We start from the raw sequence: 20,751 nt of genomic DNA on the forward strand, positions 1-20,751 counted from the left end.
CCGAGACCCCGCGCGAACAGCGGCGCCAGCACCGCCAGCAGCGGGATGATCACCAGGGTCTGCGGCTGAAGGTCGTCCACGGCCTCACCCTAGCGAGTCACCCGCCCTTCGCCGCGTGCCCGCGCGCTTCAGGCGCCGAGCACCGGAGCGTGGCGGAGGATCGGAGGGCGGGCGGGGCGCGGTGCGTCCGACTCTTCCACGGCACCACGGACCTCCCCGGACCCTCGGATCTCCCCGGACCCTCTGATTTCACGGTGCAGGCGTTCCATGCGCGTGTCGAGCTCGGCGGCCGTGTCCGCGGCATCCTTCAGATCATCGAGCAGCTCCGCGGGGACGCGGCGGTCGTACTTGTAGTAGATCTTGTGCTCCAGGCTCGCCCAGAAGTCCATGGCGATGGTGCGGAACTGCACCTCGACGGGAACGTCGATGCGCCCGGTGGAGAGGAAGACCGGCACCTGGAGGATGGCGTGGAGGCTCTTGTATCCGTTCGCCTTGGGTTCGGCGATGTAGTCCTTCACGTGCAGCACGGTGATGTCGTCCTGCGCGGCGAGCAGGTCGAACAGCCGATAAGCGTCAGTCACGAAGCTGCACGTGATGCGCACGCCGGCGATGTCGGTGATGTGCTCGCGGACCGAGGCGAAGTCCTGCGGGATCTCGCGGCGCCGGATCTTCTCGACCAGGCTGTCGGGCGACTTCACGCGACTCGAGACGTGCTCGATGGGGTTGTAATCGTGCAGCTGCAGGAATTCGTCGCGCAGAATGGCGATCTTCGTCTCGATCTCCTGCATGCCGAAGCGGTACTCCATGAGGAACTGCTGGAACTCGTCCCTCGCCGTGCGGAGTTCGGACGGACTCAGCAGCACGGGGAGGTCGTCGGAGTCGGCCGCTGCGGATCGGGGCGTCGCCATGCCCTCACCGTAGGGGCGCCGACTACGAGAGTTCTGGGAAGGACCGACGAGCCTTCTCTGCCGCGGCGGTCGCCTTTCGCGCCGCGGCAGTCGCCGCGCGAAGCTCCGCCTCGAGGTCGGCGAGGGTGCGGGCGGCGTCCGTCTCGTCCTGCTCGAGACGCGCGATGTCGCGACGCAGATCATCGAGGCGCTCGCGCACGTGATCGAGCTTCTGCTGAGCGCGATCGCGCCGTTCGGTGAGCTTCGCCTCTTCGCGGTCGGCGTCGGCAGCCGCCCTCTCGGCCTCGCGGGCCGCCTTCTCCGCGGCCTTGCGCGCACGGCGGTCGGCGAGATCGTCGCGGGGAGGCTTCGCAGCCGCACCGGGAATCGAGCCTCCGACAGCATCGGCGAGCTCGACGGAGCCGAACCCGGTCGCCTCCAACGGCCGCACGAGCCGCGCGGTGCTGACCGCCGCGGCGGCGGCGGCATCCATCACGGCGGCATTGAGGGTCTTCTGCACGTCGTCGCGTGCGGCGGCGCTCACGGAAACGCCGGCGTCTTCGGCGAGCGCGACCGCCTGCGCGGTGAGGGCGGTGACGAGCTGCCTGCGCTGCTTGCCGAGGCGGGACAGCTCCGCGGCGTCGAGGTCGTCCTGCGCCTCGCGGAGGGCGGCGGCCAGCTCGAGCGCCTCGCCGAGATCTCCCTCGCGGGAGAGCAGATCGACCGCCCACGCGGCGACGGTGGGCTTACGCAGCGCCTTGATGCGGCGGCCGGCCTCCCCGCCCGCGGCGGCCGCCCGCGCGTTTCGGGCCGCAGTGAAGGCGTCGGGCGGCAGGGCGTACAGCTCCGCCGCGACCTCGTCGATCTCGTCGTGCGGCACGGCCCCATTGTGCCCCGTCGGCACACGCCCCGGCGGAACGCGCGCCTCGGTGGAACGCTCGCCTCTCCCAGGTGAACAACACAGGAGATTCCGGCCGCACCGCCGTGTTCGGCGCCGAGAGAGGCGCGACGGAGGCCGATCTCCTGTGTTGTCGACAGGTCAGTCGGCGAAGATCTTGCCGACGGCTTCGCGCTTCTCAGCCTGGAAGGCGTCTTCGGCGCGTCCGTGCGCCCAGTACGCCGACACCGACATCTCCTGCCGGCCGATCCCCCAGTCGCCGTGGAAGATCGCGCCGAGACGCTTGATCGCGGTGCGCTCGCCGTGCGCGAAGACGTCGACGGCCCCGTCGGGTCGGGGCATGGCCTCGACCGCGGCGACGAGGAGTGTGCCGGGGTGGGCCGAACCGCTCGGGCCAGCGCGGTGCAACCAGCGCACCTCGACGCCGGCGGGGGCGGTCAGCGGGAGCTGCGACTGCTCGTCGTCGACCTCGACGATCACCACGCCGCGCGCGTCTGCGCGAAGCGCCTCGACCGCGCGCGAGATCGCGGGGAGGGCCGAGTCGTCACCGACGATCACGTGGGTGACGTCGCCGTCGGCCGGCGCGTATCCACCGCCCGGAAGCGACAGCGACAGGCGGTCGCGGGGGCGCGCCGCGGCCGCCCAGGGCCCGGCGAGACCCTCGTCGCCGTGCACCACGAAGTCGATGGCGATCGTTCGCGCCGCCTCGTCGACGTCACGGATCGTGTAGGTGCGGCGAGACGGCACGTCTTCACGGGGCAGCTCTGCCCGCAGCGCCTCGAGGTCGTAGGGCGGGGTGAGCCCGAGCGAGGGCTTGGCCAGCAGCAGCTTCGCGTAGGTGTCGGTGCACGCCAGCTTGTCCGGGTCGGCCTCGGCGATGAACTCGTCGAAGCCGTCGCCGCCGAGATGCACGCGCACGAGATGAGGCGTGAGCGGTTCGCTTCGCACCACCTCCAGCACGATCTGCTTTCCGCGGCGGCGCGGGACGGACGGGCGGGCGGGATCGGATTCAGCGGGAGTCATCGGCACCACACTATGCCCCGGAACACCGCCGTACGATGGGAAAACCCTCTCCCATCCGTCGTCGACCAGGAGGCATCCGTGAAAGCGCTCATCGCCAGCGGCAGCGGTCACTACGCCGATCCGTGGCACCCCTTCCCGGAGACCACTCCGGAGCTGTCGGCGATCCTCACCGACGCCGGCTTCGACGTCTCCGTCGACGACGACGTCGACCGGACGATGACCCACCTCGAGGGCGTGGACCTGCTGGTCGTGAACGCCGGCGATCCGTGGCGCGGCGAGGGCGGGCAGCCCGCGTCAGCGGCATCCGTCGACGGTTTCACGCAGGCGCTCGACCGCGGAATCGGCGTGCTGGCGCTGCACTGCGCGGTGGCGTCGATGCGGGACTATCCGCACTGGGCGGCGGCGGTCGGCGGCATGTGGGTGCCGGAGCTGTCGTGGCACCCGCCGATCGGCGACGTTCGGGTGCGGATGCTGTCGCTCCCCGACGGCGGCGAGGTGCAGGACTTCGACGTGTACGACGAGCGCTATTCCCGCCTGCAGGCGATCGGCGAGCGCCACGTCGTGGCGGAGTTCGACGTGGACGGGGAACGGATGCCGGCGGCGTGGGTGCGCACGCACGCCGCGAGCCGGGTCGCCGTCGACGTGCTCGGCCACGACGCCCGCTCCTACTCCTCCGCCGGCCACCGGGACCTCATCACGCGGCTGGCCCGCTGGTCCACCTCCTGAACGGCGGCGAAGACGGGCCACACCCCAGACGCCACGCCGGCTCATCGTGAACAACACAGGAGATACGCGCCGCTTCCGGGCGATCCGGGCTCACAGGCCCGGCTGGCGCGAGAATCTCCGGTGTTGTTCACACGGAGCCGCGCCGCGCCGCTCGCGGGCGGCCTGTCACCCGGGGAGCGCGGCGATGCGAGCGGCCTGGCGAGCCGCGCCGAGCGCGACGTACTCCCCCGGCGGCGGCACCTCCACCGGCAGGCCCAGCACCTCGGGCGCGATGGCACGCACCGCCGGCGACTGCGCCGCGCCGCCGATGAGCAGGGCGCGCTCGAGCGGCACGTCGAGGTCGCGCAACGCGTCCAGCCCCGCACCGAGCCCGGAGAGCATGCCCTCCACCGCCGCGCGGGCGAGGTTCTCCCGCGTCGACGAGGCGAGGGTCATGCCGGTGAGGGATGCGGTCGCATCCGGCAGATTGGGAGTGCGCTCGCCCTCGAAGTACGGCACCAGCGTCAGCCCGCCGGCGCCGGACTCCGCGGCCAGAGCGAGGTCGCTCAGCTCCGCATGGTCGACGCCGAGCAGCCGGGCGATCGCATCCAGAACCCGCGCGGCGTTGAGGGTCACCACGATCGGCAGGAAGCCGCCGTCTGCGTCAGCAAAGCCCGCAACGGTTCCCGAGGGGTCGACGGTTCGTGCGGCGCTGACGGCGAAGACCGTCCCGGAGGTGCCGATCGAGACGACGACATCCCCGGTGGCCGCGCCCACCCCGAGGGCGGCACCGGCGTTGTCACCGGCCCCCGGAGCGACGCGGCGCCCGTCCGCGTCGGTGACCCATTCGGCCGGTCCGAGCACCCGAGGGAGCACGGCGTCGTGGCCGAGGGCCCAGACGAACAGGTCGCGGTCGTAGCCGTCGACGCCCGGCGCCCACGCCTCGGGGCTCCAGTACCCGGTGCCGGACGCATCCGAGCGATCGGTCACGATCTCCTCGAGCACCGGGCCTCGCGCCGATTCGCCGGCGGGCCCGAACCCGCGCAGGCGCCACGTCAGCCAATCGTGCGGCAGCGCGACCGCTGCGACACGCGCGGCGTTCTCGGGCTCGGCGTCGCGCAGCCACCGGAGCTTCGTGATGGTGAACGACGCGACCGGCACGAGCCCTGTGCGCTCGGCGAGCGAATCGGCGCCGAACTCGTCGATGAGCGCCTCGGCGGCGTCCGCCGAACGCGTGTCGTTCCACAGCAGCGCATCGCGGATGACCCGGCCCTCGGCGTCGAGGGCGACCATGCCGTGCTGCTGCCCGCCGATGCTCCATGCGTCCACGTCGTCCATGCCGCCGGCGGCGACGATCGCCTCTCGCAGGGCGTCCCACCACGCGGCGGGATCCACCTCGGTGCCGTCTGGATGCGCCGCTCGCCCCTCGCGCACGACGGCGCCGCTGGCGGCATCCGTCACCACCACCTTGCACGACTGGGTCGACGAGTCGACTCCCATCACAAGCGCCATCGCTGCTCCATCTCCGTCTTCATCGCCCCACTACCAACGCCCAACGCCCAACGCCCAACGCCCAACCTGTGTCCCACCGCCATCCAATGTCCCATTTCTGTTGTTTTCGCAGGCCTTGGCGACAGAAATTGGGACACACCCCGGGGTGTAGAGGTGAAGGGGACCCTCCTTGGGGGAAGGCCCCCCTTTTGGGAAGGGACACCCCTTGGGGGAGGGTGTCAGCCTCGGGCGCCCAGGAGGTGCTCGGTGGCCAGCTGCTGCAACCGGACGAACCCGAAGCCCTTGCCGTCGAGATAAGCCGAGGCGTCGAAGTCCTCGTAGGCCGAGCGGTCTGCGAGGAGGTCGTCGTAGGTCTCGCCCGCGTTCAGCGTGGGCTGCGACAGCTCGGCGACCTTCGCGTCCTGGAGCGCGGCCTGCACCTCGGGGTCGGCGCGGAAGGCGGCGGCGCGCTCCTTCAGCAGCAGATAGGTGCGCATGTTCGCGGCCGCGGAGTCCCAGACGCCGGTCTCGTCCTCGGTGCGGCTGGGCTTGTAGTCGAAGTGGCGCGGCCCGTCGTAGGCCGGGCCCCCGTTCACGCCGCCGTTCTCGAGCAGGTCGACGAGCGAGAAGGCGTTGTGCAGGTCGCCGTGACCGAAGACGAGGTCCTGGTCGTACTTGATGCCCCGCTGCCCGTTGAGATCGATGTGGTAGAGCTTGCCGTGGTACAGCGCCTGCGCGATGCCGGCGGTGAAGTTCAGACCCGCCATCTGCTCGTGGCCGACCTCGGGGTTCAGGCCGACGAGCTCGGGCCGCTCGAGCGACTCGATGAAGGCCAGCGCGTGACCGACCGTGGGCAGCAGGATGTCGCCGCGCGGCTCATTGGGCTTGGGCTCGATCGCGAAGCGGATGTCGTAGCCCTTGTCGGTGACGTAGTCGCCGAGGAGGTTGACGGCCTCGCGGTAGCGCTCCAGCGCGGCGCGCACATCCTTCGCGGTGTCGTACTCGGCGCCCTCGCGGCCGCCCCACATGACGAAGGTCTTCGCGCCGAGCTCGGCGGCCAGGTCCAGGTTGCGCAGCACCTTGCGCAGGGCGAAGCGACGCACCCGACGGTCGTTGGAGGTGAAGCCGCCGTCCTTGAACACCGGAGCGGAGAAGAGGTTGGTGGTGACCATCGGGATGGTCAGCCCGGTCGCTTCCAGCGCGCCCTTCAGCCGGTCGATCTGCGCCTGCCGCTCGGCATCGGTGGAGCCGAAGGCGAACAGGTCGTCGTCGTGGAAGGTCATGCCGTAGGCGCCGAGCTCAGCGAGCTTCTCCACGGCGTGCACGACGTCGAGCGGGCCACGAGTCGGGCCGCCGAAGGGGTCGGTGCCGTTGTAGCCGATGGTCCAGAGGCCGAAGGTGAACTTGTCGGCAGGAGTGGGGGTGGGCATGTCGTCTCCACGTCGAGTGAGGTAAATGTTGCGTGTCACAACGTATATCACCCGTGCCCGCGGGTCAACGTCTGGCGCGCCTGTCGAGGCGGCTAGGCTCATCGACATGCTGAGCGCCGTGTCGACCGTCGAGGACATGCGCCGCGGCAACCTCGCCCGGTTCCTCGAGCTCGTGCACCGTGAACGCGCCCTGTCCCGCTCCCAGCTGACGACCGCGACGGGCCTGAACCGCTCCACCGTGGCCGCCCTGGCCGCGGAGCTCGTCGACCTCGGACTCGTCGTCGAACGCGCTCCCGACCCCACGAAGCGGGTCGGGCGCCCGTCGCCCGTCGTCGCCGCGAGCCCCGACGTCATGGTGCTCGCCGCCAACCCCGAGGTCGATGCCCTGACCCTCGCCGCCGTCGCCCTCGACGGCACCGTCGTCGCACGCGAGCGCATCGACGCACTCGACCTCCCCACGCCCGATGCGACGGTCGACCAGCTCGCCGAGGCTCTCGACCGCTGGGGCGACGGCGACCTGTCCGGCGCGCGCTTCGTCGGGGTGGGCGTCGCGACGCCGGGTCTCGTGCGCGCCTCCGACGGGGTGGTGCGCCACGCCCCGCACCTGCGCTGGCGGGATGTGCCGCTGCGCGCGCTGGTCGAAGAGGCAACGGGTCTTCCCACGGCCGTGGACAACGACGCCACGCTCGGCGCGATCGCCGAGCACCGCTTCGGCGCGGGTGTGGGTGTGGATCACCTCGTCTACCTCAACGGCGGCGCCTCGGGCATCGGCGGCGGAGTGATCGTGGCCGGGATGCCCCTCGGCGGCGCCTCGGGCTACGCCGGCGAGTTCGGCCAGAATCGCCCGGGCATCGCCTCGGCGACCCATCGCCGCGCCGACGACGGCGTGCTCGAAGACGAGGTGAGCCGGGCGCGACTGCTCGCCGCGGCACGCCTCCCCTCCGCCGACGACCCGACCCTCGCCGCAGCCCTCGCCGCCTCGTCCGAGGTGGATGTGCGCGACGAGATCGCGCGCCAGCGCGGCATCCTCGCGACCGCCCTCGGAAACGCCGTCAACGTCTTGAACCCCTCGGTGGTGATCCTCGGCGGATTCCTCGCGACGCTGGCCGACAGCGACCCGGCCGCGCTCGATGAGGCGATGCGCGCGCAGTGCATGCCGGCCGCGGCCGACGACGTCGAGATCCGCACCGCGGCCCTTGCCGAGGATCGCCTGTTGATCGGCGCCGCCGAGGCAGCCTTCGCCCCGCTCCTGGCCGACCCCGCGGGGGTCGCGTCGACGAGGTGACATCGTGAGCGAAGACCCCCGTGAGAATGCCGCGCGCTACCGCACGCAGAAGTGGGCGCGCGAGCAGGGGATCTCGGGCGAGCGCGAGCGCGAGAGCGAGAGCACCGAGTCCACGCCGGAGACAGCCGAGTCCGCGCCGGAGACTTGCGCTGCCACGCCGACGGCTTCGGATCGGGCGGCCTTCGTCGAGGTCGCCATCCAGCAGGCGATCCGTCGCGGCGACTTCGACGACCTCCCCGGCGCCGGCAAGCCGCTCGACCTCGGACGCCCGAACGATCCGGACTGGTGGATCCGCCGCAAGATCGAGTCGGAGCGGCTGACCGGCCTCGGGCCGCCGGCGATCATGCTGCGCGTCGAAGACCTCGAGCTCGAGGACCGCCTCGACGCGATGGGGTCGGAGCAGGATGTGCGCGAGCACCTCGAGGACTTCAACCGCCGCGTGCGGCATGCCCGGATGCAGCTGCTCGGCGGGCCGCCGGTGGTCACGGCGCTCCGCGACGTCGACGCGGAGGTGGGCCGTTGGCGGGAACGCCGCGCCGCTCGGGCGGAGGCATCCGCACGCGCCGCATCCGCTCCGCCCCGTCGTCGCCGCTGGTGGCGCCGCCGCTGACGCCGGCTCGACGGGCGGGGGTCAGCGCGCCGGCGGAGCGGTGGTGGCGCGGGCCACGAGGCGGGTCGGAAGCCGCAGGTGCGTGGCCTCGGGCGCGCTCCCGGACATGAGCGCCAGCACGAGGCGCGCCGCCTCCCCGCCGAGCCGCTGCATGGGCTGCCGCACGGTCGTGAGGGCGGGCGAGCGCTGCGACGCGTCGGGGATGTCGTCGAACCCCACCACGGAGAGGTCGCCCGGGATGCTGAGCCCGAGTTCCGCGGCGACCTCGGTGACGGCGATCGCCGAGACGTCGTTGGCCGCGAAGATCGCCGTCGGCCGGTCGCGACGCTGCAGCAGCGCCGCCGCGACGCCCCGGACCGTGTCCTCCTCGTAGCTACCCTCACCGACGAGCGACGGATCGAACGGCAGCTGCGCATCGGCGAGCGCGCGACGGTAGCCGGCATCGCGTGCGATCGACGAGCGGAGGTCGGGGCGCCCCGCGACGAACGCGATGCGCCGGTGGCCGAGCTCCACCAGGTGCCGCACCGCCTCCTGGGCGCCGCGGAAGCTGTCGGATTCCACCGTCGGCAGATCGGCGGGTCCGGTGTGCGGGTCGATGGCCACCACCGGCACCTCGGCGGAGATGTTGGTCACCGTGGGAGTGACGATGATCGCCCCGTCGATGAGGGTTCCGCTCAGCCGGCTGAGTGAGCGCCGCTCCCATCCCTCGCCGCCGGCGTGCCGCGCCCCGCTGTACGCGAGCACGTCGAAGGGACCGTCCCGGAGCGCCGCCCCGACACCCTTGAGCACCTCGGCGCTGAAGGGCTCGAAGTCGGCGACGAGCACGCCGATCACGCCCGTCGTGCGCGCGCGCATGCTGCTGGCGACGAGGCTCGTCTCGTATCCCAGTCGGCGGACGACCTCGAGCACCCGATCGGCGGTGGCGGCCTTCACGCCGTAGCGACCGTTGATCGCCTTCGACACCGTGGCCACCGACACCCCCGCCTCGCGGGCGACGTCGTGGATGGTCGGACGGCGGCTCACACGGGCGAGCTTACCCAGATGGAAAATGATTTCGAAAACGTTTGACACTTTTTGTCGTCGGTCACAACATGGTCCCGCACCCATCCCGCGCCCCCACTGGCGGAGGCGCCCTCAACGAAGAGAGACAGGAATCACATGAACGCGAAGAGAGTCCTCGCGGGTACCGCGGCACTCGCCCTGGGAGCGGTCACGCTCGCGGCGTGCAGCGGCGACGACGGCGGATCCGCCGACGGCACCACCACCCTCACCCTGTGGCACAACTCCACGACCGGTCCCGGTCAGGAGTACTGGGAGAACGCGGCCGCGGCCTTCGAAGAGGCCAACCCGGGCGTCACCATCGAGATCCAGGCGGTGCAGAACGAAGACCTCGACGGCAAGCTGCAGACCGCCCTCAACGCCGGCGACCCGCCCGACCTCTTCCTCCAGCGCGGCGGCGGCAAGATGACCGCCATGGTCAACGCCGGCCAGCTGATGGATCTCACCGACCGCATCTCGGATGAGGTCCGCGCGGAGATCCCGGAGGGATCCTTCGCCGCCGAGACCTACCAGGACTCGGTCTGGGCGATGCCGCTGTCGGTGCTGCCGGGAGGATTCTGGTACAGCGAGGATGCCTTCGCCGCGGCCGGCATCGAATCGACGCCCGAGACCATCGACGACCTCGAGGACGCGGTCGAGCAGCTGCAGCAGACCGACATCGCGCCGATCGCGCTCGGCGGCAAGGACGCCTGGCCCGCCGCGCACTGGTACTACTTCTTCGCCCTCCGCGAGTGCAGCCCCGAGGTCATCGAGGCGACCGGAGACAGCAAGGACTTCAGTGACGAGTGCTGGCTGCGCGCGGCCGAGGACCTCGAGTCCTTCGCCGCGATCGACCCCTTCAACGAGGGATTCCTCACCACCGCCGCGCAGCAGGGCGCCGGCAGCTCCGCAGGTCTGATCGCCAACCGACAGGCGGCGATGGAGCTCATGGGCGCCTGGAACCCCGGGGTGATCGCCTCGCTCACGCCGGACGAGCAGCCCCTGCCCGACCTGGCATGGTTCCCCTTCCCCGAGATCGAGGGCGGCGACGGTGAGCCCGGCTCGATGATGGGCGGGGTCGACGGCTACTCGTGCTCGGCTCAGGCCCCGGACGAGTGCGCCGACTTCCTCAATTTCATCGCCGGTGCCGAGCAGCAGGAGCTGTACTACGAGGCGTATCAGTCCCCGCCGGTGAACACCGTCGCGCAGGAAGCGGTGACGGAGGAGTACCTGCAGCAGATCCTGGAGGCCTACAACAGCGCGCCGTTCGTGTCGCAGTGGCTGGACACCGTGCTCGGTCAGAACGTCGGCAACGCGCTGAACGTCGCGGTCGTCGACATGCTGGCGGGCAACAGCTCGCCCGAGCAGTTCATCGACACCGTCAACACCGCCGGCGCTCAGGGCTGATCATGTCGCTTCGCGAGATGTCCGCCGTCGAGGCCGATCTCGCGCAGGCCGACGGGGACGGCAGCACGCCGCCCCCGTCGGCCCCACGCGCGGGCGGGCGACGCCGCGGCCTCAGCTGGGCCGGGCGCATCGAGGTGCTGCTGCTGGCGGGCCCGGCGGTGGTCTTCTTCGCCGGGTTCGTGCTGCTGCCGGTCGCGATGGCCGCGTACTACGGCTTCTTCCGCTGGTCGGGCTTCGGCCCCGCGACCGACTTCGTGGGCCTGCAGAACTACGTCACGATCTTCAGCGACCCGAATTTCCAGGCCGCGCTCGGGCACAACGCGTTCATCGTCGTGATGTCGCTCGTCCTGCAGGGACCGGTCGCCTTCCTCCTGGCCCTGCTGCTCAATCGCCGGATGCGCGGTCAGTCCGTCATCCGGGTGCTCATCTTCGTGCCCTACGTGATCGCGGAGGTCGTCGTCGGCACCGGGTTCAGCCTCATGCTCGCCACGAACGGCGCCGCCAACGCCGCTCTGGAGAACCTCGGGCTCGGATTCCTCGCGCAGGACTGGCTGGCCGACCCGCAGATCGCGATCTGGACGCTGATGGCCATCCTCACCTGGAAGTACATCGGCTTCGCCGTGATCCTCTTCCTCGCGGGTCTGCAGAGCATCCCCGAGGAGCTCTACGAGGCGGCGGCGATCGACGGCGCCTCGTACTGGCAGATCCAGCGCCGCATCACCCTCCCGCTACTCGGGCCGACCGTGCGCATCTGGGCTTTCCTGTCGATCATCGGAGCCCTGCAGCTGTTCGATCTCGTGTACATCATCTGGGGCCAGTACGTCTCGTCGGTCGCGGGCACCAACACGATGGCGATCTACATGGTCGCCACCGGCCGGAACGCCGGCAACTTCGGATACGGCAACGCCGTCGCCGTCGTCATCTTCGCCATCTCGCTGATCGTCGCCCTGGTCTATCAGCGCTGGGTGCTGCGCCGGGACACCGCGGGCGCGATCACGGAAAGGGGTGCCGCGTGAGCACCATGGCCATCACAACGCGCGTACCCGGCCGCCGGGGCCGCAGCGCGCGCGCCTCGCTGCCGTGGGGCCCGCCCTCCGTGTACTTCATCGCGCTCCTCGTGATCGCGCTCATGCTCGGTCCCGTCGCGTACATCATCATCGGCGGCTTCCGGTCCAACTCGCAGATCACGGTCGACCCGGCCGGCTTCCCCTCGCCGTGGCAGCTGGAGAACTACCTCAGCGTGATCTCGAGCGGCCTGTTCTGGAACCAGGTCCTCAACTCCACGATCGTCGCCGTGGTCACCACGGTCGGAGCCGTCGGGCTCGGCCTCATGGCCAGCTACGTCATCGCGCGCTACAGCTTCCGGGGCCGCGGATTCCTCTACGCCCTGTTCGCCGCGGGCCTGATGTTCCCCATCACCGTGGCCATCACGCCGCTGTACATCGTGGTGCGAAACCTGGGTCTGATGAACACCCTGCCGGGCGTCATCCTCCCCCAGATCGCGTTCGCCCTGCCGGTGACGATCATCATCCTCGTGCCGTTCCTCCGGGCGATTCCGGATGAGATCCAGGAGGCGGCCTACATCGACGGATGCGGCCGGCTGTCGTTCTTCTGGCGCATGGTGCTGCCGCTGTCGGTTCCCGGTGTGATCACCGTCGGGATCCTGGCCTTCATCAACAGCTGGAACGCCTACCTGCTGCCGCTGTTCATCCTGAACAATGAGGCGGCGTTCACCCTCCCCCTCGGCGTGCAGGCGTTCTCGTCGCAGTACTCCGTCGACACGGCCCGCGTGCTGGCGTTCACCTCGCTGTCGATGCTGCCGGCGCTGCTGTTCTTCAGCCTGTTCGAACGACGCATCGTCGGCGGCCTCACCGGCGCCGTCAAGGGCTGATCCCCGACCCCGCGCCCGACGCGAGAGAGAAGTCATCGTGTTCTCACCCGACACCGCCCTGCCCACGACCTCGGCCCGTGTGGAAGGGCTGCTGGCCCGCATGAGTCTCGACGAGAAGCTCGCGCAGCTCGTCGGCTACTGGGTCGACAAGGGCGGCGAGGTCGTCGCCCCCATGGCCGGCGAGATGGGCAACAGCGGCCCCTACGACGAGGCGACGGTGCACGGCATCGGCCATCTCACCCGCGTGTACGGCACGCGACCGGTCGACCCCGTCGACCGCGCGGCGTGGCTCTGGGACGAGCAGCGCCGGCTGGTGCGCGAGACACGGCTGGGAATCCCCGCCATCGTGCACGAGGAGTGCTTGACCGGGCTCGCGGCGTGGAAGGCGGCGACGTTCCCGACGCCGTTGGCATGGGGGGCCGCGTTCGACCCCGACCTCACCGCCGAGATGGCGGAGGTGATCGGATCGTCGCTGCGGCAGCTCGGCATCCACCAGGGCCTCGCTCCCGTGCTCGACGTCGTCGTCGATCCACGGTGGGGGCGCGTTGACGAGTGCATCGCGGAGGATCCGTATGTGGTCGGCACGATCGGCACGGCCTACGTGCAGGGACTGCAGCGAGCCGGCGTGCACGCCACGCTGAAGCACTTCGCGGGCTACTCCGCCTCGCGCGCCGGTCGCAACCACGCCCCCGTGCACGCCGGGCCGCGCTTTCTCGCCGACACCGTGCTTCCGCCGTTCGAGATGGCGGTGCGCACCGGCGGCGTGCGCTCGGTGATGAACTCCTATGCCGAGATCGACGGGATGCCGGTCGCGGCCGACCCGGACCTGCTCACCGGCGTACTTCGCGAGCAGTGGGGCTTCGACGGCACCGTCGTCGCCGACTACTTCGCCGTCGCCTTCCTCCACACGATGCACGGCGTCGCCGCAGACCTCGGCGAGGCCGCGGCGCTCGCGCTGCAAGCAGGGATCGACGTGGAGCTGCCCACGGGCGACGCATTCCTCGGTCCCCTGCGGGAGCGCCTCGCGACGCATCCCGACGAGCTCGCGCTGGTCGATCGCGCGGTCCGGCGCGTGCTGGCGCAGAAGGAGGAGCTCGGGCTGCTCGACGCCGCCTTCGACGACCCGCCCACCACCGTCGATCTCGACAGCCCCGCGCACCGGGAGCTCGCCCGTCGCACCGCGGAGGAGTCGATCGTGCTGCTGAGCAATGACGGCACGCTGCCGCTGTCGCCGGACGGTGGCAGCATCGCCGTGATCGGCCCGAACGCCGACGCGCCAGACGCGCTGATGGGCTGCTATTCGTTCGCCAACCACGTGCTGGCGCACCACCCTGACACCCCGCTGGGGTTCGACATCCCGTCGGTGCTCGCGTCGCTGATTCGGGAGCTGCCGCAGGCGACGATCATGCGCGCAGCCGGCTGCGACGTCGAGGGCGACGACGCGTCGGGAATCGCCGACGCGGTCGCGGCGGCATCCGCGGCCCGGGTCGCCGTGGTCGTCGTCGGCGACCGCGCGGGCCTCTTCGGTCGCGGCACGGTCGGCGAGGGCAACGACGTGGACGATCTCGAGCTGCCGGGCGTGCAGCGCCGCCTCGTGGAGGAGGTCGCCGCCACCGGCACGCCGACCGTCGTCGTGGTGCTCTCGGGGCGCCCGTACGCGATCGGATGGATGCGCGAGCGCACCGCCGCCGTCGTACAGGCGTTCTTCCCCGGCGAGGAGGGCGGCACCGCCATCGCCGGCGTGCTGTCGGGCCGGGTGAACCCGTCGGGGCACCTGCCGGTGTCGCTCCCCCGTTCGGCCGGCTCGCAGCCGTACAGCTATCTGCATCCGGTCCTGGGCGGGCCCACCGAGATCACGAGCGCCGACAACACCCCCGCCTTCCCCTTCGGTCACGGCCTGTCCTACACGGCCTTCCGCCGGAGCGGTCTCGTGGCCGCGGATGCACCGACCGACGGCGCGCTGACCGTCACCGTCTCGATCGAGAACATCGGCGAGCGCGCCGGAACCGACCTCGTGCAGGTGTACGCGCGCGACCTGTACGCGCAGGTGACGCGACCGGTGGCACAGCTGCTGGCGTATCGCCGCGTCGCCCTCGACCCGGGGGAGCGTGCCGAGGTGACCTTCGACGTGCCGGCGTCGCGCCTGGGCTTCACCGGACGCGCGGGATTCCGGATCGTCGAGCCGGGCGAGGTGGATGTGTGGGTCGGCCCGTCGTGCGCGACGCGCGACACCGAGGCCCGCATCCGACTGACCGGCGACGTGCACCGCGTGTCGGATGCACCGCCGCAGCCGGTCCCCTCCCGCGTGCGGCGCATCGCCCGCGTTCCCGCGGCCCCCACGCCGTGACCTTCGCCCCGGCGGGCTGCGGGTCAGCGCCAGGCGGATGCGGGGGTCAACGGCACCGGTGACGGGCGCTCGACCGAGGTCGTGAGCTCGATGCGGGTGTGCGCCGCGGCGGCGGCGTGGAGCGACTCCATGACCTCCAGCACGTGCAGCGCCACATCGCCCCCGGCCCGACGGTGTCCGGCGAGGAAATCGAGCAGCCCGATGCCGCGCGCGGCGTCTTCGTAACCGGCCGACACCGGCAGCGTGTCCCATTCCGCGCCGCGGCGCGGGAACCGCGACACCGGGCCGGCGTGGTGGTTCGGGTCGGGAAGGACCAGGGCCCCCTCGGTGCCGTAGACCTCGAGCGGGCGGGCCGCGGTGGCGACACCGTCGAAGCTCATCGTGACCGTCGAGATCCCGCCTCCCGCGTGCTCGAGCACGCCCGCGATGTGGGTGTCGACCTCGACCGGCACGATCTCGCCCCTCCGCGGCCCCGAGGCGATCTCGCGGGTCGTGCGCGCCCGCGAGGCGGCGCCGGAGACGGCGACCACCGGGCCGAGCAGGTGCACGAGCGAGGTCAGGTAGTAGGGCCCCATGTCCAGCAGCGGGCCGCCGCCGGCCCGGTAATAGAAGTCCGGCTGCGGATGCCAGTGCTCGTGGCCGGGCGAGACCCACGTGGCGGTCGCGCCCACGGGCGCCCCGATGAGACCGTCGTCGACGGCTCGGCGCGCGGTCTGCCCGCCCGTGCCCAGCACGGTGTCGGGGGCGCATCCGACGCTCACCCCCTCGCGGGCGGCAGCGAGCATCACCTCGCTCGCATCGGCGAGGGTCGCGGCGAGCGGCTTCTCGCCGAACACGTTCTTGCCATGCCGGATGGCGGCGAGCGCGACCTCGGCGTGCGCGGCGGGGATCGTGAGGTTCAGCACCGTGTCGACCTGCGGGTCGGCGACGAGGTCGGCGGTGGACATCGCGCGGCTCCCGTCGAGCGCCGCGGCCGTCGCATCGGCGCGGGCGGTGTCGAGGTCGGCGACCGCGGCGATGCGCACCCCGTCGACCCCGGCGAGGGTGTCGAGGTAGGCGCGCGAGATGACCCCGAGCCCGACGATCCCTATCGTGTGCGTGCCGCCCACAGCATCCCCCTCTCGACGATCGTGCGCACGCTGTGCTCGCGCAGCACCTCGACGCTGTGCCCGGGCGTCGCGACGAACACGCGCCCGTCTCCCCACAGCCGTGTCCAGACTGCGGGTGAGGTGATCTCGCGGTGCCACGGATGGTACGGCTGCACCGGGTGCGTCGTGGTGGCGAGCACGTCGATGAGGTCGTCGTGGAGCACCCAGTACTGCTCGGTGTGCAGCGAGAAATCGTCGATGCCGCGGGTGATCTCGTGGTCGCGCCCGAGGTCGGTCATCGCGACGCGGTAGGTGAGGTAGTTGTCGGTCTCGTCGCCGTGCACCTCGGCGGGGTGCTTCGAGGGATGCGTCGCGAACTGCCCGCCGATCAGCTGCAGGTAGTCGGAGCTGTTCCGGTACGAGTCGGCGATGCCACCGTGCCACCCCGCCATTCCGGTGCCGGCCGCGACGGCGCGGCGAAGTCCCGCCACGGCCTGGGCGGAGATCTCCGACATCGTCACGGATTGCACGATGAGATCGGTCGCGGCCATGCGGTCCGCGTCGGCGTAGACCTCCGGACTCTCCTCGACGACGATCTCGAAACCCTCGGCCCGCAGGAACGGCAGGAAGAGCTCGGTCGCCTCGACCGGATGATGGCCCTCCCACCCGCCGCGGACCACGAGCGCGGAGCGCGTCATGATGCCCTCCCCTCGTCGTCGCGCCGGTGCACGGGCGTCATCACGGCACCGTTCGCCGCACTCTCGGTCACCGCCGCGAGCACCCGCTGCACACGCGCCGCCTCGGCGAACGACGGTGCAGCAGCATCGACGTCGCCACCGATCGCCCGCACGAAGTCGACCACCTGGTGCGTGAACAGGTGCTCGTACCCGAGTCCGTGTCCGGGCGGCCACCACGCCCCCGCATACGGGTGCTCGGGTTCGGTCATCTGGATGCGGCGGAAGCCCTGCGCGCCGGCCGGGTCATCGGCGCGGTAATACTCCAGTTCGTTCATGCGCTCGAAGTCGAACGCGACGGATCCGAGGGAGCCGTTGACCTCGATCCGGTTGGCGTTGCGGCGGCCGGTGGCCAGGCGCGTGGCTTCGATAACGCCGAGGGCGCCCCCCGCGAAGCGGGCCGTGACGGCGACCGCGTCGTCGACGGTGACCGGCAGCCGCTCCCCCGCGCCGGCCACACCGCCGATTCCGGCCTGCGTCACCATCGGCGGACGGGTGGGGACGAAGGTGCGGAGCACCGCCGAGACGGCCGCGATGTCGTCTCCGATCAGCCACTGCGCGGTGTCGATGGAGTGCGCCCCGATGTCGCCCAGCGTCCCCGATCCCGCACGATCGCGGTCCAGTCGCCAGGTGTGGGGAGCGTCGGGATCGCTCAGCCAGTCCTGCAGGTACTGCGCCCGCACGTGCCGGATCTCACCGAGCGCACCGTCGGCGATGAGCGCACGAGCGGCGGCAAGGGCCGGGGTGCGGCGGTAGCTGAATCCGCACAAGGCGACGCCCGGCGCGGTCGCGGCGGCGTCGACCATGCGATCGGCCTCCGCGACGGAGTTCGCCAGCGGCTTCTCGCACAGCACGTGCTTGCCGGCGGCGAGGGCCGCGAGCGCGATCTCGGCGTGCGTGTCCCCCGGTGTGCAGATGTCGACCACGTCGATGTCGGCACGACCGACGACCTCTCGCCAGTCGGTGGCGTATTCGGGCCAGTCCAGGTCACGAGCGGCAGCGGCTCCGTCGGCGCGGCGACCCACGAGCACAACGGGGACGATCTCACGGCCGAGCGGGAAGAAGCGCGGCGCCGTGCGCCACGCGTGCGTGTGCATGCGGCCCATGAAGCCGTTCCCGATCACGGCGATCCGCAGCGGCGCATCCGGCATCGTCATCGATGCTCCTCTCTGTCTGCGACGAGCGTGCCATCGGCAGCAGGGCCGCAGCCGAAACTTGCGCAAAACCGGCGCCCTGCTCGATGGTGGAGCCATGACCCGGGCGACCCTGGCAGACGTCGCGGCCGCCGCGGGCGTCAGCGTGGCCACCGCATCGCGGGCGATGTCGGGGCGCGGCGACCTGTCGGCGCAGACGCGGCGTCGCGTACGGGAGGCGGCGACGGCGCTCGGGTACGGACGGCATGCCGCACGCGGCGGACGCCCGGCCGCGAGCGCTCACCTGATCGACCTCGTGCTCGGCCGCTTCCACAACCCGTGGGCCGACGAGGTGACCGCGGGGGCGCACGGGGCGGCGACCGCCCGCGGCTACGACCTGGTGCTCACCGAGGAGAGCGACTTCCCGGGCGACGATTGGCCCGTGCGCGTGCGTCGGCGCGGCTCGGCGGGTGTCGTGCTCGGTCTGATCTCGCCCACCGCGTCGCAGCTGGGCGCGGTGCAGAAATCGCACATTCCGGTCGTCCTCCTCGATCCCCCGTCGGAGGCGACGCACGGCATGCCGAGTGTGCGCACGACCGATACCGCCGGCGCCGCGGCGGCAGCCCGGCACCTCGCCGCCCGCGGCGCGACCCGCTTCGCCGTCCTCGGCGGCGACCCGCCGTTCCGGTACGGACGGGCCCGCCGCGACGGATTCGTCGAAGAGCTCGCCCGCCACCTGCCGCACGCCGACGTCGACGCGACGACGAGCGCGTGGCACGCTCCCGCCGCGCGCGATGCGATGGTCCCGGTGCTCCGGCGGCGAGACCCGCGCGATCGCATCGGCGTCTTCGCGGTGTCGGACGAACATGCGGCCGGTGTCTACGCCGCGGCGGCGGCATCCGGTGCGCGCATTCCCGACGATGTGCTGGTGGTGGGGTTCGACGATGTGCGCGGTGCGCGCTGGATGACGCCAGCACTCAGCACGGTACGGCAGCCGATCCGCGAGATGGCCGCCACCGCGGTCGGACTGCTCGCCGACGCCGCCGAGGGCGCCCCACCCCCGAACGCTCCGATCACGCTGCCGACGACGCTCGTCCCTCGTGCATCCACGTGACCGGCATCGAAGGGCGACGGCCTCGAGGTGGTGAGGGTATGGCAGGGTGGCGACATGCGTATCGCTCTCACCGGCGCGACCGGAAAGCTCGGCTCGGTCGCCATCCGCGAACTCCGCGCCGCCGGACACGATGTCACCGGGTTCGACGTGGTCGGCGCCCGCGCGTCGGGATTCGTGCAGGTCGACCTCACCGACTACGGGCAGGTGATCGACGCGCTCGGCGGTGTCGACCGCACTGCGCCGTTCGACGCGGTCGTGCACCTGGCGGCCATCCCGGCGCCAGGGCTGCGCACCGACGTGGCGACGTTCCACAACAACATGCCCGCGACCTTCAACGTGTTCTGGGCCGCGGCGAGGCTGGGCATCCGGCGCATCGTCTACGCCTCGAGCGAGACGGTGCTGGGCCTGCCGTTCGACGTACCACCGCCGTACATCCCGGTCGACGAGGAGTACCCGCCGCGCCCGGAGTCGGTCTACTCGATCGTGAAGACCCTCGAGGAGCAGCTGGCACGCGAGCTCGTGCGGTGGCACCCCGACCTCTCGGTGAGCGCGCTGCGGTTCTCCAACGTGCTCGTTCCCGACGACTACGCCGGCTTCCCCGACTTCCAGGACGACCCGATGGTGCGCAAGTGGAACCTGTGGGGCTACATCGACGCGCGCGACGGTGCTCAGGCGATCGACAGGGCGCTGCAGCACGCCCCCGCGGGCTTCGAGGCCTACATCATCGCGGCCGCCGACACCGTCATGGACCGGCCGAACGCCGACCTCATCGCCGAGGTGTTCCCCGGCGTCGAGGTGCGCGGCGAGCCGGGCGCGCACGAGACGCTGCTCTCGATCGACAAGGCCCGCCGCGTGCTCGGGTTCGACCCGAAGCACTCCTGGCACGACCACGTCTGACCCTCGCCGCTCTTCGCTCGTCACTCGTTCGCCGAACCACCCCTTTTCTCGCCGAGCCGCCCCGCTATTTTCGGCGGAGGAGGGCTCGCTCGGCACGAAGGGGCCGGCTCGCCACCCATCGGCGGTTTTGCACTCCGGAGCGTCAAGTGCAAAAATGCACTGGATGGCCGAGAGTGCAGTTTCTTCGCGTGAGCAGCGGACGCGCGACACCGAGCGCGCGCTGCGCCGTCGCGCGCGCGAGCTCACCGCCGAGCGCGGGCTGACCGGCTTCACCGTCGAAGAGCTGTGCGCTGAGGTGGGCGTCTCGCGACGCACCTTCTTCAACTACTTCGCGGGCAAGGAGAACGCCGTCCTGGGTGTGTCGATGCGCACCGACGTCAGCGAGGCGGAGGCGGCGTTCGTCACCGGTGACGGCGACCTGCTCGACGCTCTCGCGGCGCTCATGATCGCGCGGTGGGAATCGGTCGACATGGACATCTCCGAGGCGCGCCTCGTCGGTGCGGCGGTGGAGAGATCGCCCGAGCTGCACCGCACCTTCTTCGCCCACATCGCCGAGGCGCAGCGCGCCGACCGCGCACTCATCGCCGGCCGACAGGGATGGCCCGACGACGACGAGCGGGCCGCCGTCGCGGTCGACCTCGTCGGCTCGCTCATGCGCCCGTGCGTCGACCGGTTCTTCGCCCACGACGGCACGGTGCCCTTCGCCGATATCTTCCGAGACCGCCTCGCCGTCGCGCGCTCCCTCCTCGACCCCGCCTGCTGACCTCCGACAA

Annotated in this window: 19 protein-coding genes; 10 read left to right on the forward strand and 9 right to left on the reverse strand. The window is 71.4% G+C overall.

Annotated features, from left to right (window positions below; genetic code table 11):
- Positions 1-128: 128 nt before the first annotated feature.
- The 3 genes from B4E30_RS05375 to B4E30_RS05385 all read right to left on the reverse strand — a co-directional run bounded on the left by B4E30_RS05375 (position 129) and on the right by B4E30_RS05385 (position 2,808).
- A complete protein-coding gene (locus tag B4E30_RS05375; protein WP_194384495.1) occupies positions 129-908 on the reverse strand; it encodes a GTP pyrophosphokinase in 780 nt (259 codons plus the stop codon).
- 22 nt (positions 909-930) lie between these two features.
- Positions 931-1,767: a transposase gene (locus B4E30_RS05380; protein ID WP_194384494.1), complete on the reverse strand. Its 837-nt coding sequence runs from the start codon at positions 1,765-1,767 to the stop codon at positions 931-933.
- Positions 1,768-1,926: 159 nt separating this feature from the next.
- Entirely contained in the window at positions 1,927-2,808 is an 882-nt protein-coding gene (locus B4E30_RS05385) for a siderophore-interacting protein (RefSeq protein ID WP_286793872.1), read from the reverse strand.
- A 78-nt stretch (positions 2,809-2,886) separates the two neighbouring features.
- On the opposite strand from B4E30_RS05385, the gene B4E30_RS05390 reads away from it, so the two are divergent.
- On the forward strand, positions 2,887-3,534 hold the full coding sequence (locus tag B4E30_RS05390; RefSeq protein ID WP_286793874.1) for a ThuA domain-containing protein: 648 nt from the start codon (positions 2,887-2,889) through the stop codon (positions 3,532-3,534).
- A gap of 165 nt (positions 3,535-3,699) precedes the next feature.
- Here the strand turns inward: B4E30_RS05390 and B4E30_RS05395 are convergent, their stop codons facing one another.
- Together B4E30_RS05395 and xylA are read right to left on the reverse strand one after the other, a co-directional pair.
- On the reverse strand, positions 3,700-5,025 hold the full coding sequence (locus tag B4E30_RS05395; protein ID WP_286793876.1) for a xylulokinase: 1,326 nt from the start codon (positions 5,023-5,025) through the stop codon (positions 3,700-3,702).
- A 218-nt stretch (positions 5,026-5,243) separates the two neighbouring features.
- Positions 5,244-6,434 (reverse strand): xylose isomerase, encoded by a 1,191-nt coding sequence (xylA, locus tag B4E30_RS05400; RefSeq protein WP_286793878.1) that lies wholly within the window; start codon positions 6,432-6,434, stop codon positions 5,244-5,246.
- A 106-nt stretch (positions 6,435-6,540) separates the two neighbouring features.
- Here xylA and B4E30_RS05405 point away from each other — a divergent pair, with 106 nt between their 5' ends.
- Positions 6,541-7,719, forward strand: coding sequence for an ROK family transcriptional regulator (locus tag B4E30_RS05405; protein WP_071045067.1), 1,179 nt, complete (start codon positions 6,541-6,543; stop codon positions 7,717-7,719).
- Between the two features lie 4 nt (positions 7,720-7,723).
- Positions 7,724-8,329, forward strand: a complete 606-nt coding sequence (locus tag B4E30_RS05410) for a DUF1992 domain-containing protein (RefSeq protein WP_286718259.1) — start codon at positions 7,724-7,726, stop codon at positions 8,327-8,329.
- 21 nt (positions 8,330-8,350) lie between these two features.
- Here B4E30_RS05410 and B4E30_RS05415 read toward each other — a convergent pair whose 3' ends face one another.
- Positions 8,351-9,352 carry a LacI family DNA-binding transcriptional regulator gene (locus tag B4E30_RS05415; protein WP_194384488.1) on the reverse strand — a complete coding sequence of 334 codons (1,002 nt, stop codon included), beginning with the start codon at positions 9,350-9,352 and terminating at the stop codon, positions 8,351-8,353.
- 135 nt (positions 9,353-9,487) lie between these two features.
- Here B4E30_RS05415 and B4E30_RS05420 point away from each other — a divergent pair, with 135 nt between their 5' ends.
- The 4 genes from B4E30_RS05420 (at position 9,488) to B4E30_RS05435 (ending at position 15,012) form a co-directional block, all read left to right on the forward strand.
- The gene (locus B4E30_RS05420; protein WP_286718254.1) at positions 9,488-10,774 is read left to right on the forward strand and encodes an ABC transporter substrate-binding protein; all 1,287 of its coding nucleotides are present in this window, start codon (positions 9,488-9,490) and stop codon (positions 10,772-10,774) included.
- Between the two features lie 2 nt (positions 10,775-10,776).
- Positions 10,777-11,790 (forward strand): carbohydrate ABC transporter permease, encoded by a 1,014-nt coding sequence (locus tag B4E30_RS05425; protein ID WP_194384486.1) that lies wholly within the window; start codon positions 10,777-10,779, stop codon positions 11,788-11,790.
- A gap of 5 nt (positions 11,791-11,795) precedes the next feature.
- Positions 11,796-12,665: a carbohydrate ABC transporter permease gene (locus B4E30_RS05430; RefSeq protein WP_071045158.1), complete on the forward strand. Its 870-nt coding sequence runs from the start codon at positions 11,796-11,798 to the stop codon at positions 12,663-12,665.
- 100 nt (positions 12,666-12,765) lie between these two features.
- Positions 12,766-15,012 (forward strand): beta-glucosidase family protein, encoded by a 2,247-nt coding sequence (locus tag B4E30_RS05435; RefSeq protein ID WP_286718333.1) that lies wholly within the window; start codon positions 12,766-12,768, stop codon positions 15,010-15,012.
- A 23-nt stretch (positions 15,013-15,035) separates the two neighbouring features.
- Here the strand turns inward: B4E30_RS05435 and B4E30_RS05440 are convergent, their stop codons facing one another.
- The 3 genes from B4E30_RS05440 to B4E30_RS05450 are packed head-to-tail and all read right to left on the reverse strand — an operon-like array spanning position 15,036 to position 17,991.
- Positions 15,036-16,121 carry a Gfo/Idh/MocA family protein gene (locus B4E30_RS05440; protein WP_286718249.1) on the reverse strand — a complete coding sequence of 362 codons (1,086 nt, stop codon included), beginning with the start codon at positions 16,119-16,121 and terminating at the stop codon, positions 15,036-15,038.
- The gene (locus B4E30_RS05445) at positions 16,100-16,798 is read right to left on the reverse strand and encodes a ThuA domain-containing protein (RefSeq protein ID WP_286718246.1); all 699 of its coding nucleotides are present in this window, start codon (positions 16,796-16,798) and stop codon (positions 16,100-16,102) included. The genes B4E30_RS05440 and B4E30_RS05445 overlap by 22 nt, the downstream gene beginning before the upstream one ends.
- On the reverse strand, positions 16,795-17,991 hold the full coding sequence (locus B4E30_RS05450) for a Gfo/Idh/MocA family protein (RefSeq protein ID WP_286718244.1): 1,197 nt from the start codon (positions 17,989-17,991) through the stop codon (positions 16,795-16,797). Before B4E30_RS05450 ends, B4E30_RS05445 begins: the two co-directional genes overlap by 4 nt.
- A gap of 94 nt (positions 17,992-18,085) precedes the next feature.
- Between B4E30_RS05450 and B4E30_RS05455 the strand changes: the two genes are divergently transcribed.
- From B4E30_RS05455 to B4E30_RS05465, 3 genes are all read left to right on the forward strand, one after another.
- Positions 18,086-19,081, forward strand: coding sequence for a substrate-binding domain-containing protein (locus B4E30_RS05455; protein WP_194384482.1), 996 nt, complete (start codon positions 18,086-18,088; stop codon positions 19,079-19,081).
- 54 nt (positions 19,082-19,135) lie between these two features.
- Positions 19,136-19,978, forward strand: a complete 843-nt coding sequence (locus B4E30_RS05460; RefSeq protein ID WP_286718240.1) for an NAD-dependent epimerase/dehydratase family protein — start codon at positions 19,136-19,138, stop codon at positions 19,976-19,978.
- A gap of 163 nt (positions 19,979-20,141) precedes the next feature.
- Entirely contained in the window at positions 20,142-20,741 is a 600-nt protein-coding gene (locus B4E30_RS05465) for a TetR/AcrR family transcriptional regulator (protein WP_286718237.1), read from the forward strand.
- Positions 20,742-20,751 lie beyond the last annotated feature (10 nt).

Source organism: Microbacterium sp. UBA3394 (genome assembly GCF_002358725.1).
Taxonomy (GTDB): Bacteria; Actinomycetota; Actinomycetes; order Actinomycetales; family Microbacteriaceae; genus Microbacterium; species Microbacterium luteum.